Origin of the sequence: Micromonospora sp. WMMD975, assembly GCF_029581215.1 — a bacterium.
Lineage (GTDB): Bacteria > Actinomycetota > Actinomycetes > Mycobacteriales > Micromonosporaceae > Micromonospora.
Map to the genome: position 1 here is coordinate 5583248 of NZ_CP120739.1, position 16358 is coordinate 5599605.

The 16358-nt window shown below is 70.0% G+C and carries 14 protein-coding genes; 9 read left to right on the forward strand and 5 right to left on the reverse strand.

Translation table 11 applies throughout. The features are described from left to right. Positions 1-44: 44 nt before the first annotated feature. The 7 genes from O7613_RS24745 to O7613_RS30835 all read left to right on the forward strand — a co-directional run bounded on the left by O7613_RS24745 (position 45) and on the right by O7613_RS30835 (position 8633). Positions 45-665, forward strand: coding sequence for a pyridoxal 5'-phosphate synthase (locus O7613_RS24745; RefSeq protein ID WP_281585966.1), 621 nt, complete (start codon positions 45-47; stop codon positions 663-665). After that, on the forward strand, positions 662-1864 hold the full coding sequence (locus O7613_RS24750; protein WP_282290256.1) for a 3-deoxy-7-phosphoheptulonate synthase: 1203 nt from the start codon (positions 662-664) through the stop codon (positions 1862-1864). Before O7613_RS24745 ends, O7613_RS24750 begins: the two co-directional genes overlap by 4 nt. A gap of 7 nt (positions 1865-1871) precedes the next feature. Then, the gene (locus O7613_RS24755) at positions 1872-2549 is read left to right on the forward strand and encodes a DUF2461 domain-containing protein (RefSeq protein ID WP_281585964.1); all 678 of its coding nucleotides are present in this window, start codon (positions 1872-1874) and stop codon (positions 2547-2549) included. Between the two features lie 2 nt (positions 2550-2551). After that, a complete protein-coding gene (locus O7613_RS24760) occupies positions 2552-4186 on the forward strand; it encodes an AMP-binding protein (protein WP_282290257.1) in 1635 nt (544 codons plus the stop codon). After that, positions 4183-5352: an FAD-dependent monooxygenase gene (locus tag O7613_RS24765; protein ID WP_282290258.1), complete on the forward strand. Its 1170-nt coding sequence runs from the start codon at positions 4183-4185 to the stop codon at positions 5350-5352. The genes O7613_RS24760 and O7613_RS24765 overlap by 4 nt, the downstream gene beginning before the upstream one ends. Before the next feature lie 22 nt (positions 5353-5374). Then, complete coding sequence (locus O7613_RS24770) at positions 5375-6178, forward strand: aminotransferase class IV (RefSeq protein ID WP_282290260.1); 804 nt, start codon at positions 5375-5377, stop codon at positions 6176-6178. Between the two features lie 442 nt (positions 6179-6620). Then, positions 6621-8633 (forward strand): cellulose binding domain-containing protein, encoded by a 2013-nt coding sequence (locus tag O7613_RS30835; RefSeq protein WP_348775385.1) that lies wholly within the window; start codon positions 6621-6623, stop codon positions 8631-8633. A gap of 124 nt (positions 8634-8757) precedes the next feature. Here the strand turns inward: O7613_RS30835 and O7613_RS24785 are convergent, their stop codons facing one another. Continuing rightward, positions 8758-9822 (reverse strand): polysaccharide deacetylase family protein, encoded by a 1065-nt coding sequence (locus O7613_RS24785; protein WP_282290262.1) that lies wholly within the window; start codon positions 9820-9822, stop codon positions 8758-8760. Positions 9823-9844: 22 nt separating this feature from the next. Between O7613_RS24785 and O7613_RS24790 the strand changes: the two genes are divergently transcribed. Both O7613_RS24790 and O7613_RS24795 read left to right on the forward strand, forming a co-directional pair. Next, on the forward strand, positions 9845-10096 hold the full coding sequence (locus tag O7613_RS24790) for a hypothetical protein (RefSeq protein ID WP_282290264.1): 252 nt from the start codon (positions 9845-9847) through the stop codon (positions 10094-10096). Positions 10097-10160: 64 nt separating this feature from the next. Further along, a complete protein-coding gene (locus O7613_RS24795; RefSeq protein ID WP_282290267.1) occupies positions 10161-11162 on the forward strand; it encodes a hypothetical protein in 1002 nt (333 codons plus the stop codon). Between the two features lie 683 nt (positions 11163-11845). On the opposite strand, the gene O7613_RS24800 is transcribed toward O7613_RS24795, so the two are convergent. From O7613_RS24800 to O7613_RS24815, 4 genes are all read right to left on the reverse strand, one after another. After that, positions 11846-12193 (reverse strand): DUF202 domain-containing protein, encoded by a 348-nt coding sequence (locus O7613_RS24800; RefSeq protein ID WP_281585958.1) that lies wholly within the window; start codon positions 12191-12193, stop codon positions 11846-11848. Continuing rightward, positions 12190-13056: a formylglycine-generating enzyme family protein gene (locus tag O7613_RS24805; protein ID WP_282294609.1), complete on the reverse strand. Its 867-nt coding sequence runs from the start codon at positions 13054-13056 to the stop codon at positions 12190-12192. The genes O7613_RS24800 and O7613_RS24805 overlap by 4 nt, the downstream gene beginning before the upstream one ends. Positions 13057-13196: 140 nt before the next feature. After that, on the reverse strand, positions 13197-14705 hold the full coding sequence (locus tag O7613_RS24810) for an arylsulfatase (protein ID WP_282290269.1): 1509 nt from the start codon (positions 14703-14705) through the stop codon (positions 13197-13199). Continuing rightward, positions 14702-16339, reverse strand: a complete 1638-nt coding sequence (locus tag O7613_RS24815) for a hypothetical protein (protein ID WP_282290271.1) — start codon at positions 16337-16339, stop codon at positions 14702-14704. Before O7613_RS24815 ends, O7613_RS24810 begins: the two co-directional genes overlap by 4 nt. Between the last annotated feature and the right edge of the window lie 19 nt (positions 16340-16358).

Sequence of the window (16358 nt, forward strand, 5' to 3'; positions counted from 1 at the left end):
CCCCCTTTCCTGTACCGGGAGCATAAACACAGGAGGACGGTACGTTGCGAGTCGAACGGCGAGTACCCAGGCAGCAGGCGGAGAGTCCACAGCGGAGCGGAGCCGACCCGCTGCGACAGTTCCAGGACTGGCGCGCGGAGTGGATCGCCCGGTCCCCCGCCGACCCGGCAGCCGCGGTGCTGGCCACGGTCGGCCCGGACGGGCGCCCCTCGGCGCGTTACGTCGACCTGGCCCGGGTCGACACCGGCTTCGTCTTCTTCACCGGTTACCGCAGCCGCAAGGCGACCGATCTCGCCGTCTCCCCGTACGCCGAACTCTGTTTCGGCTGGCTGGAGACCTCCCGGCAGGTCCGGGTCAGCGGCCCGGTGGAGCGGATCGACCCGCTGACCAGCGACGAATACTTCAGCCGGCTCCCCCGGCCGGTGCAGCTCCTGGCCTGGTCGACCGACCAGCGGTCGGTGCTCGACGAGCCGCTGACCGGCCGGATCGCGGCCACCGAGCGGCGCTTCGCGGGACAGGAAATTCCTCGGCCCACGCAGTGGGGCGGGCTACGACTGTTACCCGAGTCGCTCGAATTCTGGCAGGGTGGCCCCGCCGACGTGCCGGAGCGGCTGCGGTACCGGCGCACCGGAGACGGCTGGAACGGCGAACGGATCGCGCCGTGACCAGGTCCGTCGCCGAGCGGGAGGCGCTCCAACAGCCGGAGTGGCCGGACCCGGCGGCCGTGGCGGGCGTACGGGAGATACTCGCCAACCGGTCCGGCCTGGTCTCCGAAGCGGAGTGCGCCGTCCTCGCCGGGCAGCTCGACCGGGCGGCCCGGGGCGAGGCGCTGGTGTTGCAGGCCGGCGACTGCGCGGAGCGGTTCACCGAGGCCGCCCCGGAGCCGATCGCCGCCCGGCTGACCCAGTTGACCGGCCTCGCCGCGCGGCTGCACCGAGGTTCCGGGCTGCCGGTGGTACCGGTCGGGCGGATCGCCGGTCAGTACGCGAAGCCGCGCTCGTCGGCGTGGGAGCGGCTGCCCGACGGCACGGTGCTCCCCGCGTACCGGGGAGACCTGATCAACCGACCGGAGGCGGACCCCGTGTCCCGTACCCCTGATCCGCACCGGATGCTGACCGGGTACGACTGCGCCGCCTTCGTCCTGCGCCAGCTCCGGCGACGCTCCGGGACCGACCCGGAGTGCTCCGGTCGGGCTGGCGTGACGGTCTTCGCCTCGCACGAGGCGCTGCTGTGCGACTACGAGACCGCCCTGGAGCGGCCCGGAACGGCCGGTCGGTACGCCTCCTCCGGACATCTTCTGTGGATCGGCGACCGGACCCGGGCATCGGACGGCTGGCACGTGCGGTGGGCGGCGGAGCTGAGCAACCCGGTCGGGGTCAAGATCGGACCGTCCATCACCGTCACCGAGGCGGTCCGGCTGAGCCGGGTGCTCAACCCGCAGGGCCGGCCGGGGAAGGTGTCGTTCATCGTCCGGCTCGGCTCCCAGCGGATCCGGCGCATCCTGCCGGAGCTGGCGCTCGCGATCCGCCGGCACGGGGCACCAGTGCTGTGGCTGTGCGACCCGATGCACGGCAACACGTACCGGCTGCGCTCCGGCGCGAAGACCCGGCCGGTGGAGGCGATCCACGACGAGGCGACCGCCTTCGTCCGGATCCTCGCCGCCCACCGGCTGCACCCGGCCGGGCTGCACCTGGAGGTGACTCCGGAAGACGTGACCGAGTGCGTCGCCGCCCCGGTCGACACGCCGGTCTCCCCGGCGCGGGTCGCGCAGCCCCGCTACACAAGCGCCTGTGACCCGCGGCTGAACCGGGAACAGGCGGACGAACTCGCGGCCCATTTCGCGGGCCTGACCCGACGGAGGTGAACCAGCGATGAGCAGACGAGAGCAGGACGGCGCGGACGCCACGGCGTTCGGCGGCTTCCCGGCCGAGGCGTTCCGCTTCTATCAGAACCTGGAGAAGCACAACACCCGCGACGAGTGGCACCGGCACAAGGAGACGTACGACTCGTGCGTCCGCGAGCCGATGGAGGCGCTCGCCACCGAACTCGGGGAGAAGTACGGCGCGGTCAAGGTGTGGCGGCCGCAGCGGGACGTCCGGTTCGCGAAGGACAAGTCGCCGTACAAGACGTACCAGGGGTTGACCGCCGGTTCGGCCGACAGCGTCGGCTACTACCTCCAGCTCGACGCCGAAGGGCTACGCCTGGGCGGCGGCTACCACGGCCTCTCCTCCGAACAGGTCGAACGCTACCGCGAGGCGGTCGACGACGGTCGCTCCGGCGCCGCGTTGCAACGGATCGTCGACGAGCTCACCGCCGACGACTGGCACCTGATCGGGGAACGGCTCAAGACCAGGCCGCGCGGCTACCCGGCGGATCATCCCCGGGTGGAACTGCTGCGGTACCGGTCGCTGGCCGCCGACCGGGTGCACCGGGTGTCGGACGGGATCGACGGCGAGGAAGCGGTACGCCTCGTCCGGGGTGGGTGGGACGCGCTGGCTCCGCTTGTCGACTGGCTGGACCGGCATGTCTCCGCGACCGGAGGGAGCTGACCATGCTGACGGGGTGCGTACCGTGGCCGCCGGAGTTCGCCCGGCGGTACACCGAGCGGGGCTACTGGCGGCCGGAGCCGCTCGGCGATCGGCTCCGGACTCTGGCCGGCGCCGACGCCGACCGAATCGCGCTTGTCGAGCCGGCCCGCCGGATGACCTACGGGGAACTGGACCGGCGTGCCGACCGGCTGGCCGCGGGTCTGCGCCGGGCCGGGCTGTCCCCCGGCGACCGGGTCGTGGTCCAGCTTCCCAACGTGATCGAGTTCGTGACGCTGTGCCACGCCCTCTTCCGGCTCGGCGCGCTCCCGGTCTTCGCGCTGCCCGCCCACCGGGAGAGCGAACTCGCCCACCTCTGCGCCGTGAGCGAGGCGACCGCGCTGGTGATCCCGGACAGCTACCTCGGCTTCGACCACCGCGAACTCGCTCGTCGGGTGACCGGGCCGGAGCACGTCTTCGTCGTGGGTGATCCGGCGGAGTTCGTCGCCCTCGACGCGGTGGACGCCGAGCCGGAGCCGCTGCCCGCCCCGGACCCGGCGGACGTGGCGCTCTTCCTGCTCTCCGGCGGGACGACCGGACTGCCGAAGCTGATTCCCCGAACCCACCAGGACTACGGCTACAACCTTCGGCTCAGCGCCGAGAACGCCGGCCTGACCGCGGCCGACAGCTATCTGGCGGTGCTACCGGTCGGGCACAACTATGCGCTGGCCTGCCCGGGCGTCCTCGGCACCCTGCACGTCGGCGGTCGGGTGGTGCTCGCGCCGACGCCGAGCGTCGAGGACGTCTTCCCGCTGATCGAGCGGGAACGGGTGACGGTGACCGGGCTGGTCCCGCCGCTGGCCCTGCTCTGGCTGGAGATGGCCGGGATCGCCGGTTCGGATCTGTCCAGCCTGCGGCTGGTCCAGGTGGGCGGCGCGAAGTTCGGGGCCGAAGCCGCCCGGCGATTCGGCCCGGCACTCGGTTGCACGGTGCAGCAGTCGTTCGGGATGGCCGAGGGGCTGCTCTGCCAGAGCGCCCTGGACGACCCACCGGAGACCACGGCCACCACCCAGGGCCGGCCGCTCTCCCCCGACGACGAGATCAAGGTGGTCGACGCCGGCGGCGCTCCGGTGCCCGACGGTGAGGTGGGTGAGCTGCTCACCCGGGGGCCGTACACCCTGCGCGGCTACTACCGGGCGGAGGAGCACAACGCCACCGCCTTCACCTCGGACGGGTTCTTCCGCACCGGCGACCTGGTCCGGCTCCTGCCCAGCGGGCACCTGGTGGTGGAGGGCCGGGTGAAGGACCAGATCAACCGGGGTGGGGACAAACTCGCCGCCGACGAGTTGGAGGACCATCTGCTGGCCCACCCGGCCGTGCGGGAGTGCGCCGTGGTCGCCATGCCGGACCCGCTGCTCGGCGAGCGGACCTGCGCCTTCGTGGTGCCGAGACCACGGGGTACGGCCCCGCGCCTGGCCGAGGTGGTGGCGTTCCTGCGGGAGCGTGGGCTGGCGGCGTACAAGCTGCCGGACCGGTTGGAGCTGGTCGAGTCGTTTCCGCGTACCGCGGTGGGAAAGGTGGACAAGGGCCGGCTGCGGGAGCGGATCCGCGAACTCACCGGCGCGGCGCGCGGCTCCACCGACACGGAGCGCGGCCGATGATCGTGGTAGGCGCCGGTCCGACCGGTCTCACCGCCGCCCTGGCGCTGCGATCGGCGGGTCTGCCGGCCACCGTGCTGGAAGCGGAGCCGGCGGACCGGAGCCGACCGGGCAGCCGGGCCCTGTTCGTGCACGGCCGGACGTTGCGGCTGCTCGCCGGTCTCAGCCCGGAACTCGCCGAGGAGATCGCCGACCGGTCCGTGGTCTGGCCGACCCGCGAGACGTACTACCGGGGGCGGTTGGTCTACTCCCGCAGCTATCCGTCGCACTCCCCCGGGCTGCCCCCGTTCGCCAGCCTGCGCCAGGTGGAGACGGAACGCCTGCTGCTGGCGGCCTGCGAGCGGGCCGGGGTCCGGTTCGAGTGGGGCGCCGCGGTGAACACGGTCACCACCGGGCCGGAGGCGGTCACGCTGGAGACCGGGGACGGCCGGCGGTGGAGCAGCGAGTACGTCGTCGCCGCCGACGGCGCCCGCTCGGCGGTCCGCCAGTCGCTCGGGGTGGGGCTGCACGGTCCCCGGCCGCACGGCTTCCACGTCGTCGTCGACCTGGCCGAGGATCCGAACCGGCCCATGCCGCCGCGCCGGACCTTCCATTACGAACATCCGGCCCTCGATGGTCGGACCGTGCTACTGGTGCCCTTCGCCGGCGGCTGGCAGGTCGACCTCCAGTGCCGCGAGACCGACGATCCGGCGGCCTTCGACAGTGTCGAGGCGGCACGACGCTGGCTGCCCGCGGTGGTACCGGGGCGATACCGGGACCGGATCCTGTGGGTCGCCCGGTACCACTTCCACCAGGTGGTGGCGGACCGGCTCACCGACGGGCACCATCGGGTGCTGCTCGCGGGGGAGGCGGCGCACCTGTTCCCGCCGTTCGGCGCGCGCGGGATGAACAGCGGGATGGCCGACGCCGTCGCCGCCGCGGAGGCGATCGCGGCGGCGGACGCCGATCCGGCGGCGGTGCCCGGGTACGCCGCGCGGCGGCACGCGGCGGCACGCTACAACCGGGACGCGGCCGGGGTCGCGCTGCGCCACCTGCGGCCGGGGCGGGCGATGCGGATCCGGCAGCGATGCTGCGCCACGCTGGCACCGGTGGTCCCCGCGCTCGGCCGGTGGCTCGAGACGGCGCCCTACGGACCCCGTCAGGGCCCGTCCGCGGAGAGCAAGTACTGACCGAGCCCGACAGGAGGAGCGAGTGGAGCTGGACGGTGCCCCGGTCAGCCCGGCCGACCTGAGCGTGTTGGCGCTGGTCAACTACGGGCATTTCACCACGATGCGGGTCGCCGGGGGCCGGGTGCGCGGCCTCGCCCACCACCTGGAGCGGCTGCGCCGGGACTCCCGGACCCTCTTCGGGGCGGAACTCGATCCGGAACGGGTGCGGTTCCTGGCCCGGAGAATGATCACCGGTCCGGCCGGTGTGGACGGCGGCGGTGCGGTCGCCGTCCGGGTCACCGCCTTCGACTCCCGGCCCGGGTTGGACCGCCCGCCCGCGCCGGCTGCCCCCCGGCTGCTGGTCACGGTCCGGCCCGCCCCGGCCGGGCCGCTCCCACCGCTCGCTCTGCGGTCGGTGCGGTATGTCCGGGAACTGCCGGAGGTCAAGCACACCGGGCTCTGGGCGGCGGTTCATCACCGCCGGGCGGCGCAGGCGGCCGGCTTCGACGACGCGCTCTTCGTCGCCGAGGACGGCCGGGTCGCCGAAGGGAGCACCTGGAACCTGGCGGTCGTCCGGGGGGAGACGGTCATCTGGCCGGACGCCCCCTGCCTGCCGGGGGTGACTATGCGGCTGCTGGGGGACGCGCTGGACCGGCTCGGGATCGCCCACCGGACCGGCAGGGTCGAGCTGACCGAGTTGAACGGGGAGACTGCCGTCTTCACGACCAACGCCACCGCCGGGTTACGCCCGGTCGCCGCGCTCGACGGCGTTCCGCTCGCCCGAGCCGACGAGTTGGTCGCGGCGCTGCGCCGGGAGTACGACGCGATCGCCGGGGAACCGTTGTAGACACGGCCCGCGTCCTCCGAGTCGACGCTGCCCACTCCCCCCTCTGAGAAAGTTTCGCTGCTCTATCCGAAAATTTCTGTTTCCATCGGGTAGCGGTTTCATTGACGAACGTCGACTTAGCGGCGTAGCGTCCGGCACGAGGGCTTCTCACCGAAGCCGCTCCCGGCTCCGACTGGCCCCGTGGCAAGGAAACAGAGCAATGGACGCAGCGACACAGAAAGGCCGGCTCCGGGCCGCCGGGGGCACCGCCGATCCGCCGCTCGCTGGCTGACCGCCCGCGTGGCCGGAACCCAGCCGGGCCACGAGCTTGAGCCATCCGGGCACTGCCGCATCACGTGCGCTCGCAGGGCCGCCGAAGTCGGGCTGATCTGTCCGCCGGCGCCGGGCATCCGTCTGTGCGGCCACATCGACAAACGTCGCCAAATCCCCGAGAAAGGTACCGATGAAGAACAAACGTCTCGCGATCTGGACAGCAGTCGCTCTCCTCGTCCTCGGTGGTGTCGGGACAGGCACCCTGGTGGCGCCGGTCTACGGTGCGACCACCGCGGCTACGGCCAACTCGTCCGGCTTGGCCGCCGACAGTTGCATCGCCGATCCCGCCCTGCGCGGCGCCACCAAGAGTCCGCTCTACACCGTCACGACCGCCGGAACGCCGCTGTTCGTCGAGAAGATGACGAAGTACGCCCCGGAGATGCAGGTGCACTACGCGCACTGCTCGATGGCGGGAACGGGCACCGCCGAGTTCTCGGTCACTGTCGCCGAGGGCTTCAGCTCGTACACCGTCAGCCCCAAGAGCCGGAAACTCGCGGTCGCCCGCAGCGGCAACACCATCACCTTCACCAGCGGTCCGAACTACCTGATCGTCCAGTTCGACGCCAAAGAGCTGCTGTTCATCCTGATCGACGCGCCCGAGACGGACGCGCCCCAGTTGGGGGACGCCGACGTCAAGAACCTCGCCGACTACGGCGTCGACAACACCGGCGCGACCCTGGTCACGTCAAAGATCCAGAGCGCCATCAACGCCGCATCCGGCGCGAGCCGCAACGTCCTGTACGTGCCTCCGGGCCGGTACCAGGTCGGCGAGCTGTGGATGAAGAGCAACATGACCCTCTACCTGGCCACCGGCGCGGTCCTCTACGGCTCGAACCAGAAGGCGGACTTCAACACCGGCAGCGGCGGAGTGAACATCGAGGGCATGCAGCACGCCTCCCTCCGGATGTACCAGGTGCGGAACGCCAAGCTGCTGGGCCGCGGCGTCATCGACGGGAACGGGAAGTACCTGCGGGCCCAGGGCATGAACCTAGCCGTGCTGAAGATCGAGGAGAGTTCCGACATCCTGGTCGACGGCGTGACCGTACGCGACTCCAGCTACTGGAACACGCTCGTCTACCGCAGCGACAAGGTCACCATCAAGAACTACAAGCTGATCAACTGCCGGCCCACGACGGGGTACAACAACACCGACGGCGTGGACTTCGACGAGTCGACCAACAGCCTGCTGTCGAACGCGTTCCTCTACACCGGCGACGACAACATGGCGACCAAGAACGAGTTCGCCAGCGGCACGATCAACACCAGGAACGTCATCCACGAGCACGTCGTCTGCTACAGCAACTCCGCCTGCGCGAAGATCGGCACCAAGACCGAAGGAACGTCCATGGACGGCATCGTCTTCCGCGACATCGACGTGGTGAAGGCGGGCCGCTCGATGGTGATCGACGCGGTCGACACCGCCGTCGTCTCGAACACCCGGTGGGAAGACGTCAGGGTGGAACAGACCGACAGCCTGATCGACCTGGAGGAGGATCGCCCGCCGTCCTGGCGCACGGTGAAGAACACCTCGACGATCCGGAACGCCTACTTCACGAACGTCTCCTCAGACGTGAAGAAGGTCGTCAACCTGCACGGACGGTCGTCGACGATCAACATCAGCGGCGTGCACTTCGAGAACTTCACCGTCCAGGGCAGACCGGTCACCAGCCAGACCGACCCGGACGCGAGTTGGAACATCAACTCCTACGTCTCGAACATCACCTTCTCCACGTCGCCGCCGACCACGCCGCCCCCGACCACGCCGCCGCCGACCACGCCGCCGCCCACCACCCCGCCGCCGACCACGCCCCCGCCGAACCAGTCCGGCGCCTGCGAGGTGAGCTACACGATGAACTCGTGGAACACCGGATTCACCGCCAGCATCCGCATCACCAATCGCGGCGCATCGACGATCGACGGTTGGACCCTGACGTTCACCCTGCCCAGCGGACAGACCGTGACCGGCGGCTGGAACGCCACCTACACGGGCTCCAGCGGTCAGATCTCCGCGCGCAACGTCTCGTACAACGGGACGCTGGCAGCAGGCGGATCCACCGACATCGGCTTCCAGGCCACCCACACCGGTAATACCGGCGAGCCGGGTTCCTTCACCCTCAACGGAGTGAGCTGCGCCCTCTCCTGACGGACACATCGACGCAGCCGGTGGAACCGCGCCCGGAACGGGGGCCCGGTTCCACCGGCCGATCACGTAAGCCTCGACCACACCCACCTGAGCCGTCCTCGGCGACCCGGGCGGGCCAGCGGGATCAGCCCGTGGTGCAGGACCGGATCTGGGGTCTCGCCCAACTGTTGCCGTTCATCATCGTGGTGAAGCCGAAGGTGTTGCCGCTGCCGTTGGACCGCATCGTCATCACGTACCCGGTGTTGTCCCAACTGGGGGAGCCGTTCCAGGTAGTGGCGACCCGCTGCGGCGCGGTCAACGCCACGACAACGGTCCAGTTGCTGGCCCCCTGAACCGTCACCGAGGTGTTGTACCGGTCGCCCCAGACGTTGGGGGTCGTCGCCGTCGCCGTGCATCCGCCGGTGGGCGGCGGGGTGGTTGGCGTGCCGGTCGGCGGCGCAGTGGTCGGCGGCGTGGTGGTCGGCGGAGTGCCGTCCGGGGCCACCGCTCGGCCGGTGCTCGGCGAAATCATGCCGGGACAGAGGTTGCGGCTGCTCAGGTTGGCCACGATCTGCGGAATCGCGTCGCGGGTGTTCTGAATGCCGTCGTGCATCAGGATGACCTGGCCGTCCTGGAGGCGGCTGGCGTTGGAGACGATCTGGCTGACGCTGGCGCCGTTCCAGTCCTGGGAGTCGACGTCCCAGATCACCTGGCGCAGGCCAAGCGACGACGCGACCGACTGGAGGGTCGAGTTGGTCTCCCCGTAGGGCGGCCGGAACAACTGCGGCCGGACGCCGGTCGCCGACTGGATCGCCGAGTTGGTCTGGGAGAGGTCCGACTGCATCTGGCTCTGGCTCATCGAGGTCATGTGCGCGTGGTTCCAACTGTGGTTGCCAACCCACATGCCGGCGTCGACCTGGGCTCGCGCGGCGGACTGGTTGCCCTGCGCGTTCTGCCCGATGTTGAACATGGTCGCCCGTACGTTGTTCGCGCGCAGCACGGACAGCAGTGCGCTGGTGTTGCCGGTCGGCCCGTCATCGAAGGTGAGGCCGACGTATCCGTTGCAGGTGGCGGCGCTGGACGGAGTGGCGGCAACCGCGAGACCGGCGGCACTGAGCGCCACGGTCGAGGCGAGCACCGCCAACCGGACGGTGAGACGCGATTTTCGGGCGGCGGACGGGCGGCCGGAACCGCCGATGCTGACGTACATGCGCAGGTCCTCCTTGGGACGGGTGACACCTGACGACGCCTGGATTAATCGACAGAAATTGATGTCACCGCGATCGGAGTATTACAGCGGCGTTTCGAACGCGTCAATGACTTTCCGGAAGTTTTCCGGAAAAGATCGGCTGATCGACCGCAACATCTCCGGGCCGCACGAGTTCGGTGGCGTCGACACGGCCCTGCAGCGCCAGCGGGTTCGGCGCGCCGGCCGGGTCGCGGGCCTCGCACGCTTGATTCCGACAGCCAATGCCCGGCACTAAACGCCACCGAATCCTGACTTTCCGTAGGACCCCACGGGCTTCAGGTGAACCCGACGATGGAGGGATGCTGGAGCAGATTGCGGTCAGCGGCACCAGCCCGACGGCGAGGCTCGCCGCCCGAGTTCTCTGTAGACGACTGAGGCACCCATATGCCGGCACCGTCGCTGCGGTGACCCGGTTGATGACGGGTGCGCGGGACGGGCGGGTCGCCGCGATGGCCGAGGAGGCCCTGGCCCTGGCCTGGGGCAGCGACCAGAAGGTGACCAACGGCGTCTGGGACGGCCTGATCGCCACACCGGGGCCGGCGTTGCGGTTCCTGCTCGCGCCCGCGCCGGACTGCCAGCACGAACCACGGGTACGACTTGTCACCGCACCACCCGACGGCAGACGGGTGCTTGCGGCCGCCCTCAATTCCACCGATCCCGAGTTGCGCGGGTCGATGGCCGACCTCCTGCGCGTCACCAACCACCCGGTCCTACTCGGTGACTTCGAGTACGCGCTGAGAAGCTGGCCGATGCCGCGCAGTCCCGGGGACGTGGAGCTGGAGACCCGCGCGGTGCTCGATCTCGCGCTCACCAACACCCATCTGTGCCAGCCCGCGCCGGTCGGCAGAGAGCGCACGGGGCTCGCCGTCGTGGCGGTCCTGAAGAGGCGGTTCGACCTGCTCGACAGCTACCACCAGGCATCCATGGTGTTTGAGTTGGTGGGCCTCAGCCACCGGGATTTCCCGGCACCGGCGACCGAGGGGTACCGCCGGTGGTTACGTGCGCTGGGCCCCGGCCCTGGCCGCGAGCAACTGTGCAAGCTCGTCATCGATGGCCACTCCGAGGCGCTGACTGCCGTCGCGGACAGCGGCCAGGAGCCGGACTCGCCGTACCTGTTGCCGGCCTTTCTCTTCTGCACCGAGCAGTGGGCGCGGTATGACGCCCTGGACCCCGACGGCGCCCTGCTTGAGAACTACATCAACGGGGAGAACGACGACGTCGGAGGATACTTGTGGACGGTCGCGGAACGCAACGGACGCGAATTGCCAGACCCGCCAGGTTTATCCGACCCCGGGTTCTGACTGTGGGCGGGCGGCGCCGGATCAATCAGCCTCGACACTCGACCTTCGAGGCCAGCCGTTGGCCCGTGGTGGACCCGAGCAGTTGGGGTCCGGTGGTGTCCAGGATTGCTCCCACAGTCTCCAGCCCACGTGATCCGCCGGCTGAATCGCCATCACGGGGCCCACCGAACTGCATCTGCCCACGATCAAAACCCGGGTGGACGCCACGACCGCCCACCGGACAGACCTGACGTGAGGGACGCTCGTCGCACGAGCACCCAGCGAGCACCCAACCGACCACAAGGTACAGACACACAAAGGGACCTGACCACCGTTACGGCAGGTCAGGCCCCCTCATGATCTTGTGCGCCCGAAGGGACTCTAACCCCTAACCTTCTGATCCGTAGTCCGATCCGTCGATGCACGACCAAATCGTCCAGCCCGGTCCAGCCGCGTTCAGCCTGGTCCGAACGCGCTGCCGCAGGTACAGGACTTGAGCGACTAAGATCGATATAACTTTGGTCGGAGATGGCGTCGAAATCCGTCCCAGTCCAAGGAGTCCGTGCCAGTTCCCCGACGTCCGAGCACCCACGGAGCACCCAGGGAGCTCCGCCCGGCTGATCAACATCGCGCTACCGGACACCAAGTAGCTGCCAGACCTCGGCGCGGACCACATCCGGTGGCATTTCCATGAATGGGCAAGGTCACGTCGCGGTTCGGCCCAGCCCGGTGAGGTGAACGGCCACGATCACCGTTGCCATCACCACCACCCCGACCGTGACCAGCACCACGCCGCGCCCGGACGACGGCAGGTCACCGGCCCGGATCGCCTCGCCCGCGGCGCGGTAACGCAGGTAGCCGATGAACGCGGTGACGATGCCGAGCGCGAAGATCCCCAGCGCCGTCGCGGTCGCCAGCGGCCGTGTGTCCGACAGGTGCAGCAGCGCCACCCCTCCGGCCAGCATCGTCAGCGCCGTACGCAGCCAGGCGAGCAGGGTGCGTTCGTTGGCGAGCAGGAACCGCACGTCCACGTCCAGGCGTTCGGGACTCATCGGTCCGTTTCCGGCTCGTCGGCGGCGCAGCGGAAACCGGTGTGGCCGGTGGTGCTGTCCGGGGTCGACATGGTGCGAGCGGCGACCCGGTAGCGGTTGCAGTACGAGTCGTGGCACAGGTAGGAACCGCCGCGCACCACGCGGCCGGTGCCGGTCCGGGGTCCACGCGGGTCGGTGCGCGACGCGCTGTCGCGGTGCGCGTCGGCGCTGAACCAGTCGGCGCACCACTCCCACACGTTGCCGGACGTGTTGTAGAGGCCGAACCCGTTGGGCCGGTACGCGTCGACCCGGGCGGTGCCCAGATGGCCGTCGTCGCCGGTGTTGTGCTGCGGGAACGTGCCCTGCCAGGTGTTGCAACGGTGCTGCCCGCGCGGGGTGAACTCGTCGCCCCACGGGAATCGGGCCTGGTCGAGGCCCCCGCGGGCGGCCTTCTCCCACTCGGCCTCGGTGGGCAGGCGCTTGCCTGCCCACGCGGCGTACGCGGACGCGTCATGCCAGGAGACGTGCACCACGGGATGGTTGGCACGCCTGCTCACGTCGGAGCCGGGACCCTCGGGCGTACGCCATGTCGCCCCGGCCACCGGCAGCCACCACGGCGCCTGGGGGACGTGCGCGTCAAGCACGTGGGCGGCGGCCTCCGGGCCGACGAACAGGTGGAACACGTACGACCAGCCGAACTGCTCGGCATCCGTGCGGTAGCCGGTGGCTTTGACGAACGTGGCGAACTGGGTGTTGGTGACGGCCTTGGGGTCGATCCGGAACCCGGCCACGGTGATCTCGCGCACCGGGCCCTCGCCGTCGGCGGGGAACGTGTCGGGGTCCTCGCTGCCCATCCGGAACATGCCACCGGGCACGGCGACCATGCCGCGCGCCACCGCGCGAGGGTCGTGCGCGGGCACGGCGAAGGGAAGCGCCCGGGCTTGCTCGCCGGGGGCCGGGTCGGAGTGGGCGGGGTCGGGGTGGGCACCGGGCCCGCAACAGGCCGTCACCAGCACATTGTCCGTCATGGCCGAGCCGGACCGATAAGCACGTCGAAGGGCAGCCCGCTGGATTCGTCGCCGCAGATGTCGCGCAGCGCGGCATAGAGGTCGGCCACGACCTCGGGCCGCTCCTGCCAGAGATCAACAGTCTCACCCGGGTCGTCCGCCAGGTCATAGAGCTGACCGACCGGATGGTCGCGGTCCCATGGCGGGTTGGCGTGGGCCTTGCCGGATCCGGAGCTGAACAGCGCCGAGATCGAAGGTTCGGAGAAACCGCCGCCGGACCCGGCCGCGAAAATCGCCTTCCACGGCCCGCGGCGGATCGCGAACCGGCCGCCGAGGCTGTGGTGGACCAGCGGCCGGTCGGCGGGCGGGGCAGCAGTCGCGTCCCCACGCAGCGCCTCCAGCAGGTCCACGCCGTCGGGCGCGGCCCCGTTGGGCAGCGTGACCTCCGCCGCGGCAGCCACCGTCGGCAGCACGTCGGTCAGGCAGATCGGGGCGTCGAGCACGCCGCCCTCGGGCAGCCGGCCCGGCCAACAGGCGACAAACGGCTCGCGGTGCCCGCCGTCCCACAGGTCACCCTTCTGGCCACGCCAGTCGCCGTTGGGCCGGTGCACGGCGCTGTCCCCGTCGTCGTCGAAGATCATGACAGCGCCGTTGTCGCTTGTCACGATGAACAGCGTGTCCTCACGCTGGCCACGCTCGTCGATGGCGTCGACGAGTTGCCCGACAATCCAGTCGACCAGGCACACCGCGTCGGCGCGGTCGCCGAGCCCGGACGCGCCGCGCACCACATCCGGCGGTACGCAGGGCCGGTGCGGGGCGCTGGGGGTCACGTAGGCCAGGAACGGCCGGTCGGCCGGGACCGACCGGATCCACTCCACGGCCTTCGTGGTGAAGGTGGTGTCCACCGCCGCCTCGTCGAAGCCGGGCACGGCCAGGCCGGGTCGCTGCTCGGTGAGATAGTGCGGCTTCTCGATGTCGGGCACGCCGACGGTGCGGTCCTGGTCGAGGAACGCGTACGGCGGCATGTCAAGCGACCCGGCGATGCCGTAGAACCGGTCGAAGCCCAGTTCGAGAGGCCCGCCGGTGAACGGCGCGGTGTAGTCGATGTCGCGGCCGAAGTCGGTCACGACGTCGTCGTGCAGCCGGGCACCGGGCGCGAACGCGTCGCGGACGCTCCCGTCCCGCTGCCGCCAACCCAGACCCAGGTGCCATTTGCCGAACGCGCCGGTGGTGTACCCGGCCGTGCGGAGCAGGCTGGCCAGGGTGGGGCGCTCCGGTTCGATGAGCGCCGGGCCGTGGCCCATCAGGACGAAGTTCTTCAACGGTCCGCGCCAGGCGTAGCGGCCGGTCATCAGCGCGTACCGGCTGGGAGTGCAGACCGCCGACGCCGAGTGGCAGTCGACGGCCCGGACGCCCCGGGCGGCGAGGGCGTCGATGTGGGGGGTGGGGATCGCCGAGCCGTAGCAGCCCAGGTCACCCCAGCCCATGTCGTCGGCCAGGACGATGACGATGTTGGGCTTGTTCACGTGCGGCAGCTTCCGTCGGTGCTCCGGTAGACGCGGATGGCGTTGGTGGTGCTCTGGTCGATCTGGAAGTTTCCGGCCTGCGAGTTGTTGAAGCAGGTGCCGTTGGCGTACACGTTCTGGAAGTTGACGTTGCGCACCTTGTGGGTGGCGTCCATGCCCTGCACGACGTTGGGCTGCTGGTAGGTCGTGTACGCGTGGATGTTGCGGAAGATGATCTGGTCGAGCTCGCCGTAGCCACGCGCCGGGTCGTACCACTTGTTGTTCTCGATGGCCAGGTAGAACAGCCGCCAGTTCGCGTTCTCGACCCGAATGTCGTCGAAGAGGTAGCGCGACAGGGTGCCGCTGCCGGCGTGCAGCGCCCGGAAGATCGCGGTCTTCTGGATCTGGTAGTGCTCGGCGTGGATGACGTCGTTGTCGTAGACGTGGAACGTCTGCGGGTTCTCGTGGATGTTCCACGAGATCATGAAGGAGGCGCCGTTCTCCAACTGCCAGATGGTGTTGCCACGGGCGATCGTGTCGCCCCAGAACAGCTTGATCGAGTCGTCGTTCGACTTGACGAAGTTGTTCTCCAGCAAACTCTTGTGACCACCGACCATGCCGTCCGTGCTGTACCACCACGAGATCGTCTTCACGTTGTGAATCGTGGTGAACTGCGCGAGCGCCCGGACGTTGAACCGGGGCCCGTCGACGAACGTGACGCCCTCGACGAGGAGGTTCTGCGAGCCCTGGTCGGCGATGTCGACCATGCCGGGCTGATCCTTGTTCAGATCCTGGTTGCCGGTATCCATGAACAGACCTGACACCACGCCGCGACCCTTGATGGTGACGTTGCTGACCGGCCCGTCGGCGATGAACGCCGCCTCGACGAACGCGCCACCCGCGAGGTAGACGGTCTGTCCGCTGAGCAGTTGCTGGCCCGCGCCGAGGAAGTGCTTGCCGGGGCCGAAGTAGCGCACATTCGGGTCGGTCGGCGAGGGTACGTCGACCTCGGGGGGATTGGCGAACACAAGCATCGGGTGCAGCACCGGGTTGTGGATGTTCGGTTCGAACTCCACCGACAGGTTGCCCGGCTCACTGATCGTGAACGTGCACACGTTGCCCGCGAAGCTCGTGGTGATCGCCGCCGAGTAGGGCCGGACCAGGCAGCCGGTCGCCGCGCCCGCGCTGAGCTTGGTCACCCGCACGGTGACCGGGCCGGAGAAGGAGAACGACGTCCAGGAGGTGTCCAGTTCCCGGTTGGTGTCGGTCTTGCGGGCCAGGGACTTGTAGACGAACGATCCCTGCTGCCCGCCCGTGCCCAGCGTGGCGGTGACGCTGTACTGGTCGGACGCGGCGACCCCGGCGGGCCCCGGGTAGACCGACAACTGGTCGGGGGTGCCCGCGGCCGGATAGATCCCGCCGTAGGGCAACGTGTCGCGATGCGCGGCGATCTCGGCGACGGTGGCCGCCGCCGAGGTGCTGATGTTGTCGGCGATGGCGTCGACGGTCGGCACGGTCCCCGAGATCTGGGTGATCCCGCCGCCGAAGTCGTACTGCTTGCCGGTGTAGGGCGCGCCGTCGGCGGTGGCGGGGGTGGCGGAGAGCGCGGTCAAAAGGGTAACGACGAGCAGCGTGGTACCGGTCCTGCGAAGCATGGGGGCGGTGCTCCTTGTC

Coding starts and splice junctions, on each gene's coding strand:
- O7613_RS24765 (WP_282290258.1), top strand. CDS start 4,183: ATGATCGTGGTAGGCGCCGGTCCGACCGGTCTCACCGCCGCCCTGGCG.
- O7613_RS24805 (WP_282294609.1), bottom strand. CDS start 13,056: ATGGTCGCCGTGCCCGGTGGCATGTTCCGGATGGGCAGCGAGGACCCC.
- O7613_RS24785 (WP_282290262.1), bottom strand. CDS start 9,822: ATGTACGTCAGCATCGGCGGTTCCGGCCGCCCGTCCGCCGCCCGAAAA.
- O7613_RS24800 (WP_281585958.1), bottom strand. CDS start 12,193: ATGAGTCCCGAACGCCTGGACGTGGACGTGCGGTTCCTGCTCGCCAAC.
- O7613_RS24760 (WP_282290257.1), top strand. CDS start 2,552: ATGCTGACGGGGTGCGTACCGTGGCCGCCGGAGTTCGCCCGGCGGTAC.
- O7613_RS24755 (WP_281585964.1), top strand. CDS start 1,872: ATGAGCAGACGAGAGCAGGACGGCGCGGACGCCACGGCGTTCGGCGGC.
- O7613_RS30835 (WP_348775385.1), top strand. CDS start 6,621: ATGAAGAACAAACGTCTCGCGATCTGGACAGCAGTCGCTCTCCTCGTC.
- O7613_RS24815 (WP_282290271.1), bottom strand. CDS start 16,339: ATGCTTCGCAGGACCGGTACCACGCTGCTCGTCGTTACCCTTTTGACC.
- O7613_RS24795 (WP_282290267.1), top strand. CDS start 10,161: ATGCTGGAGCAGATTGCGGTCAGCGGCACCAGCCCGACGGCGAGGCTC.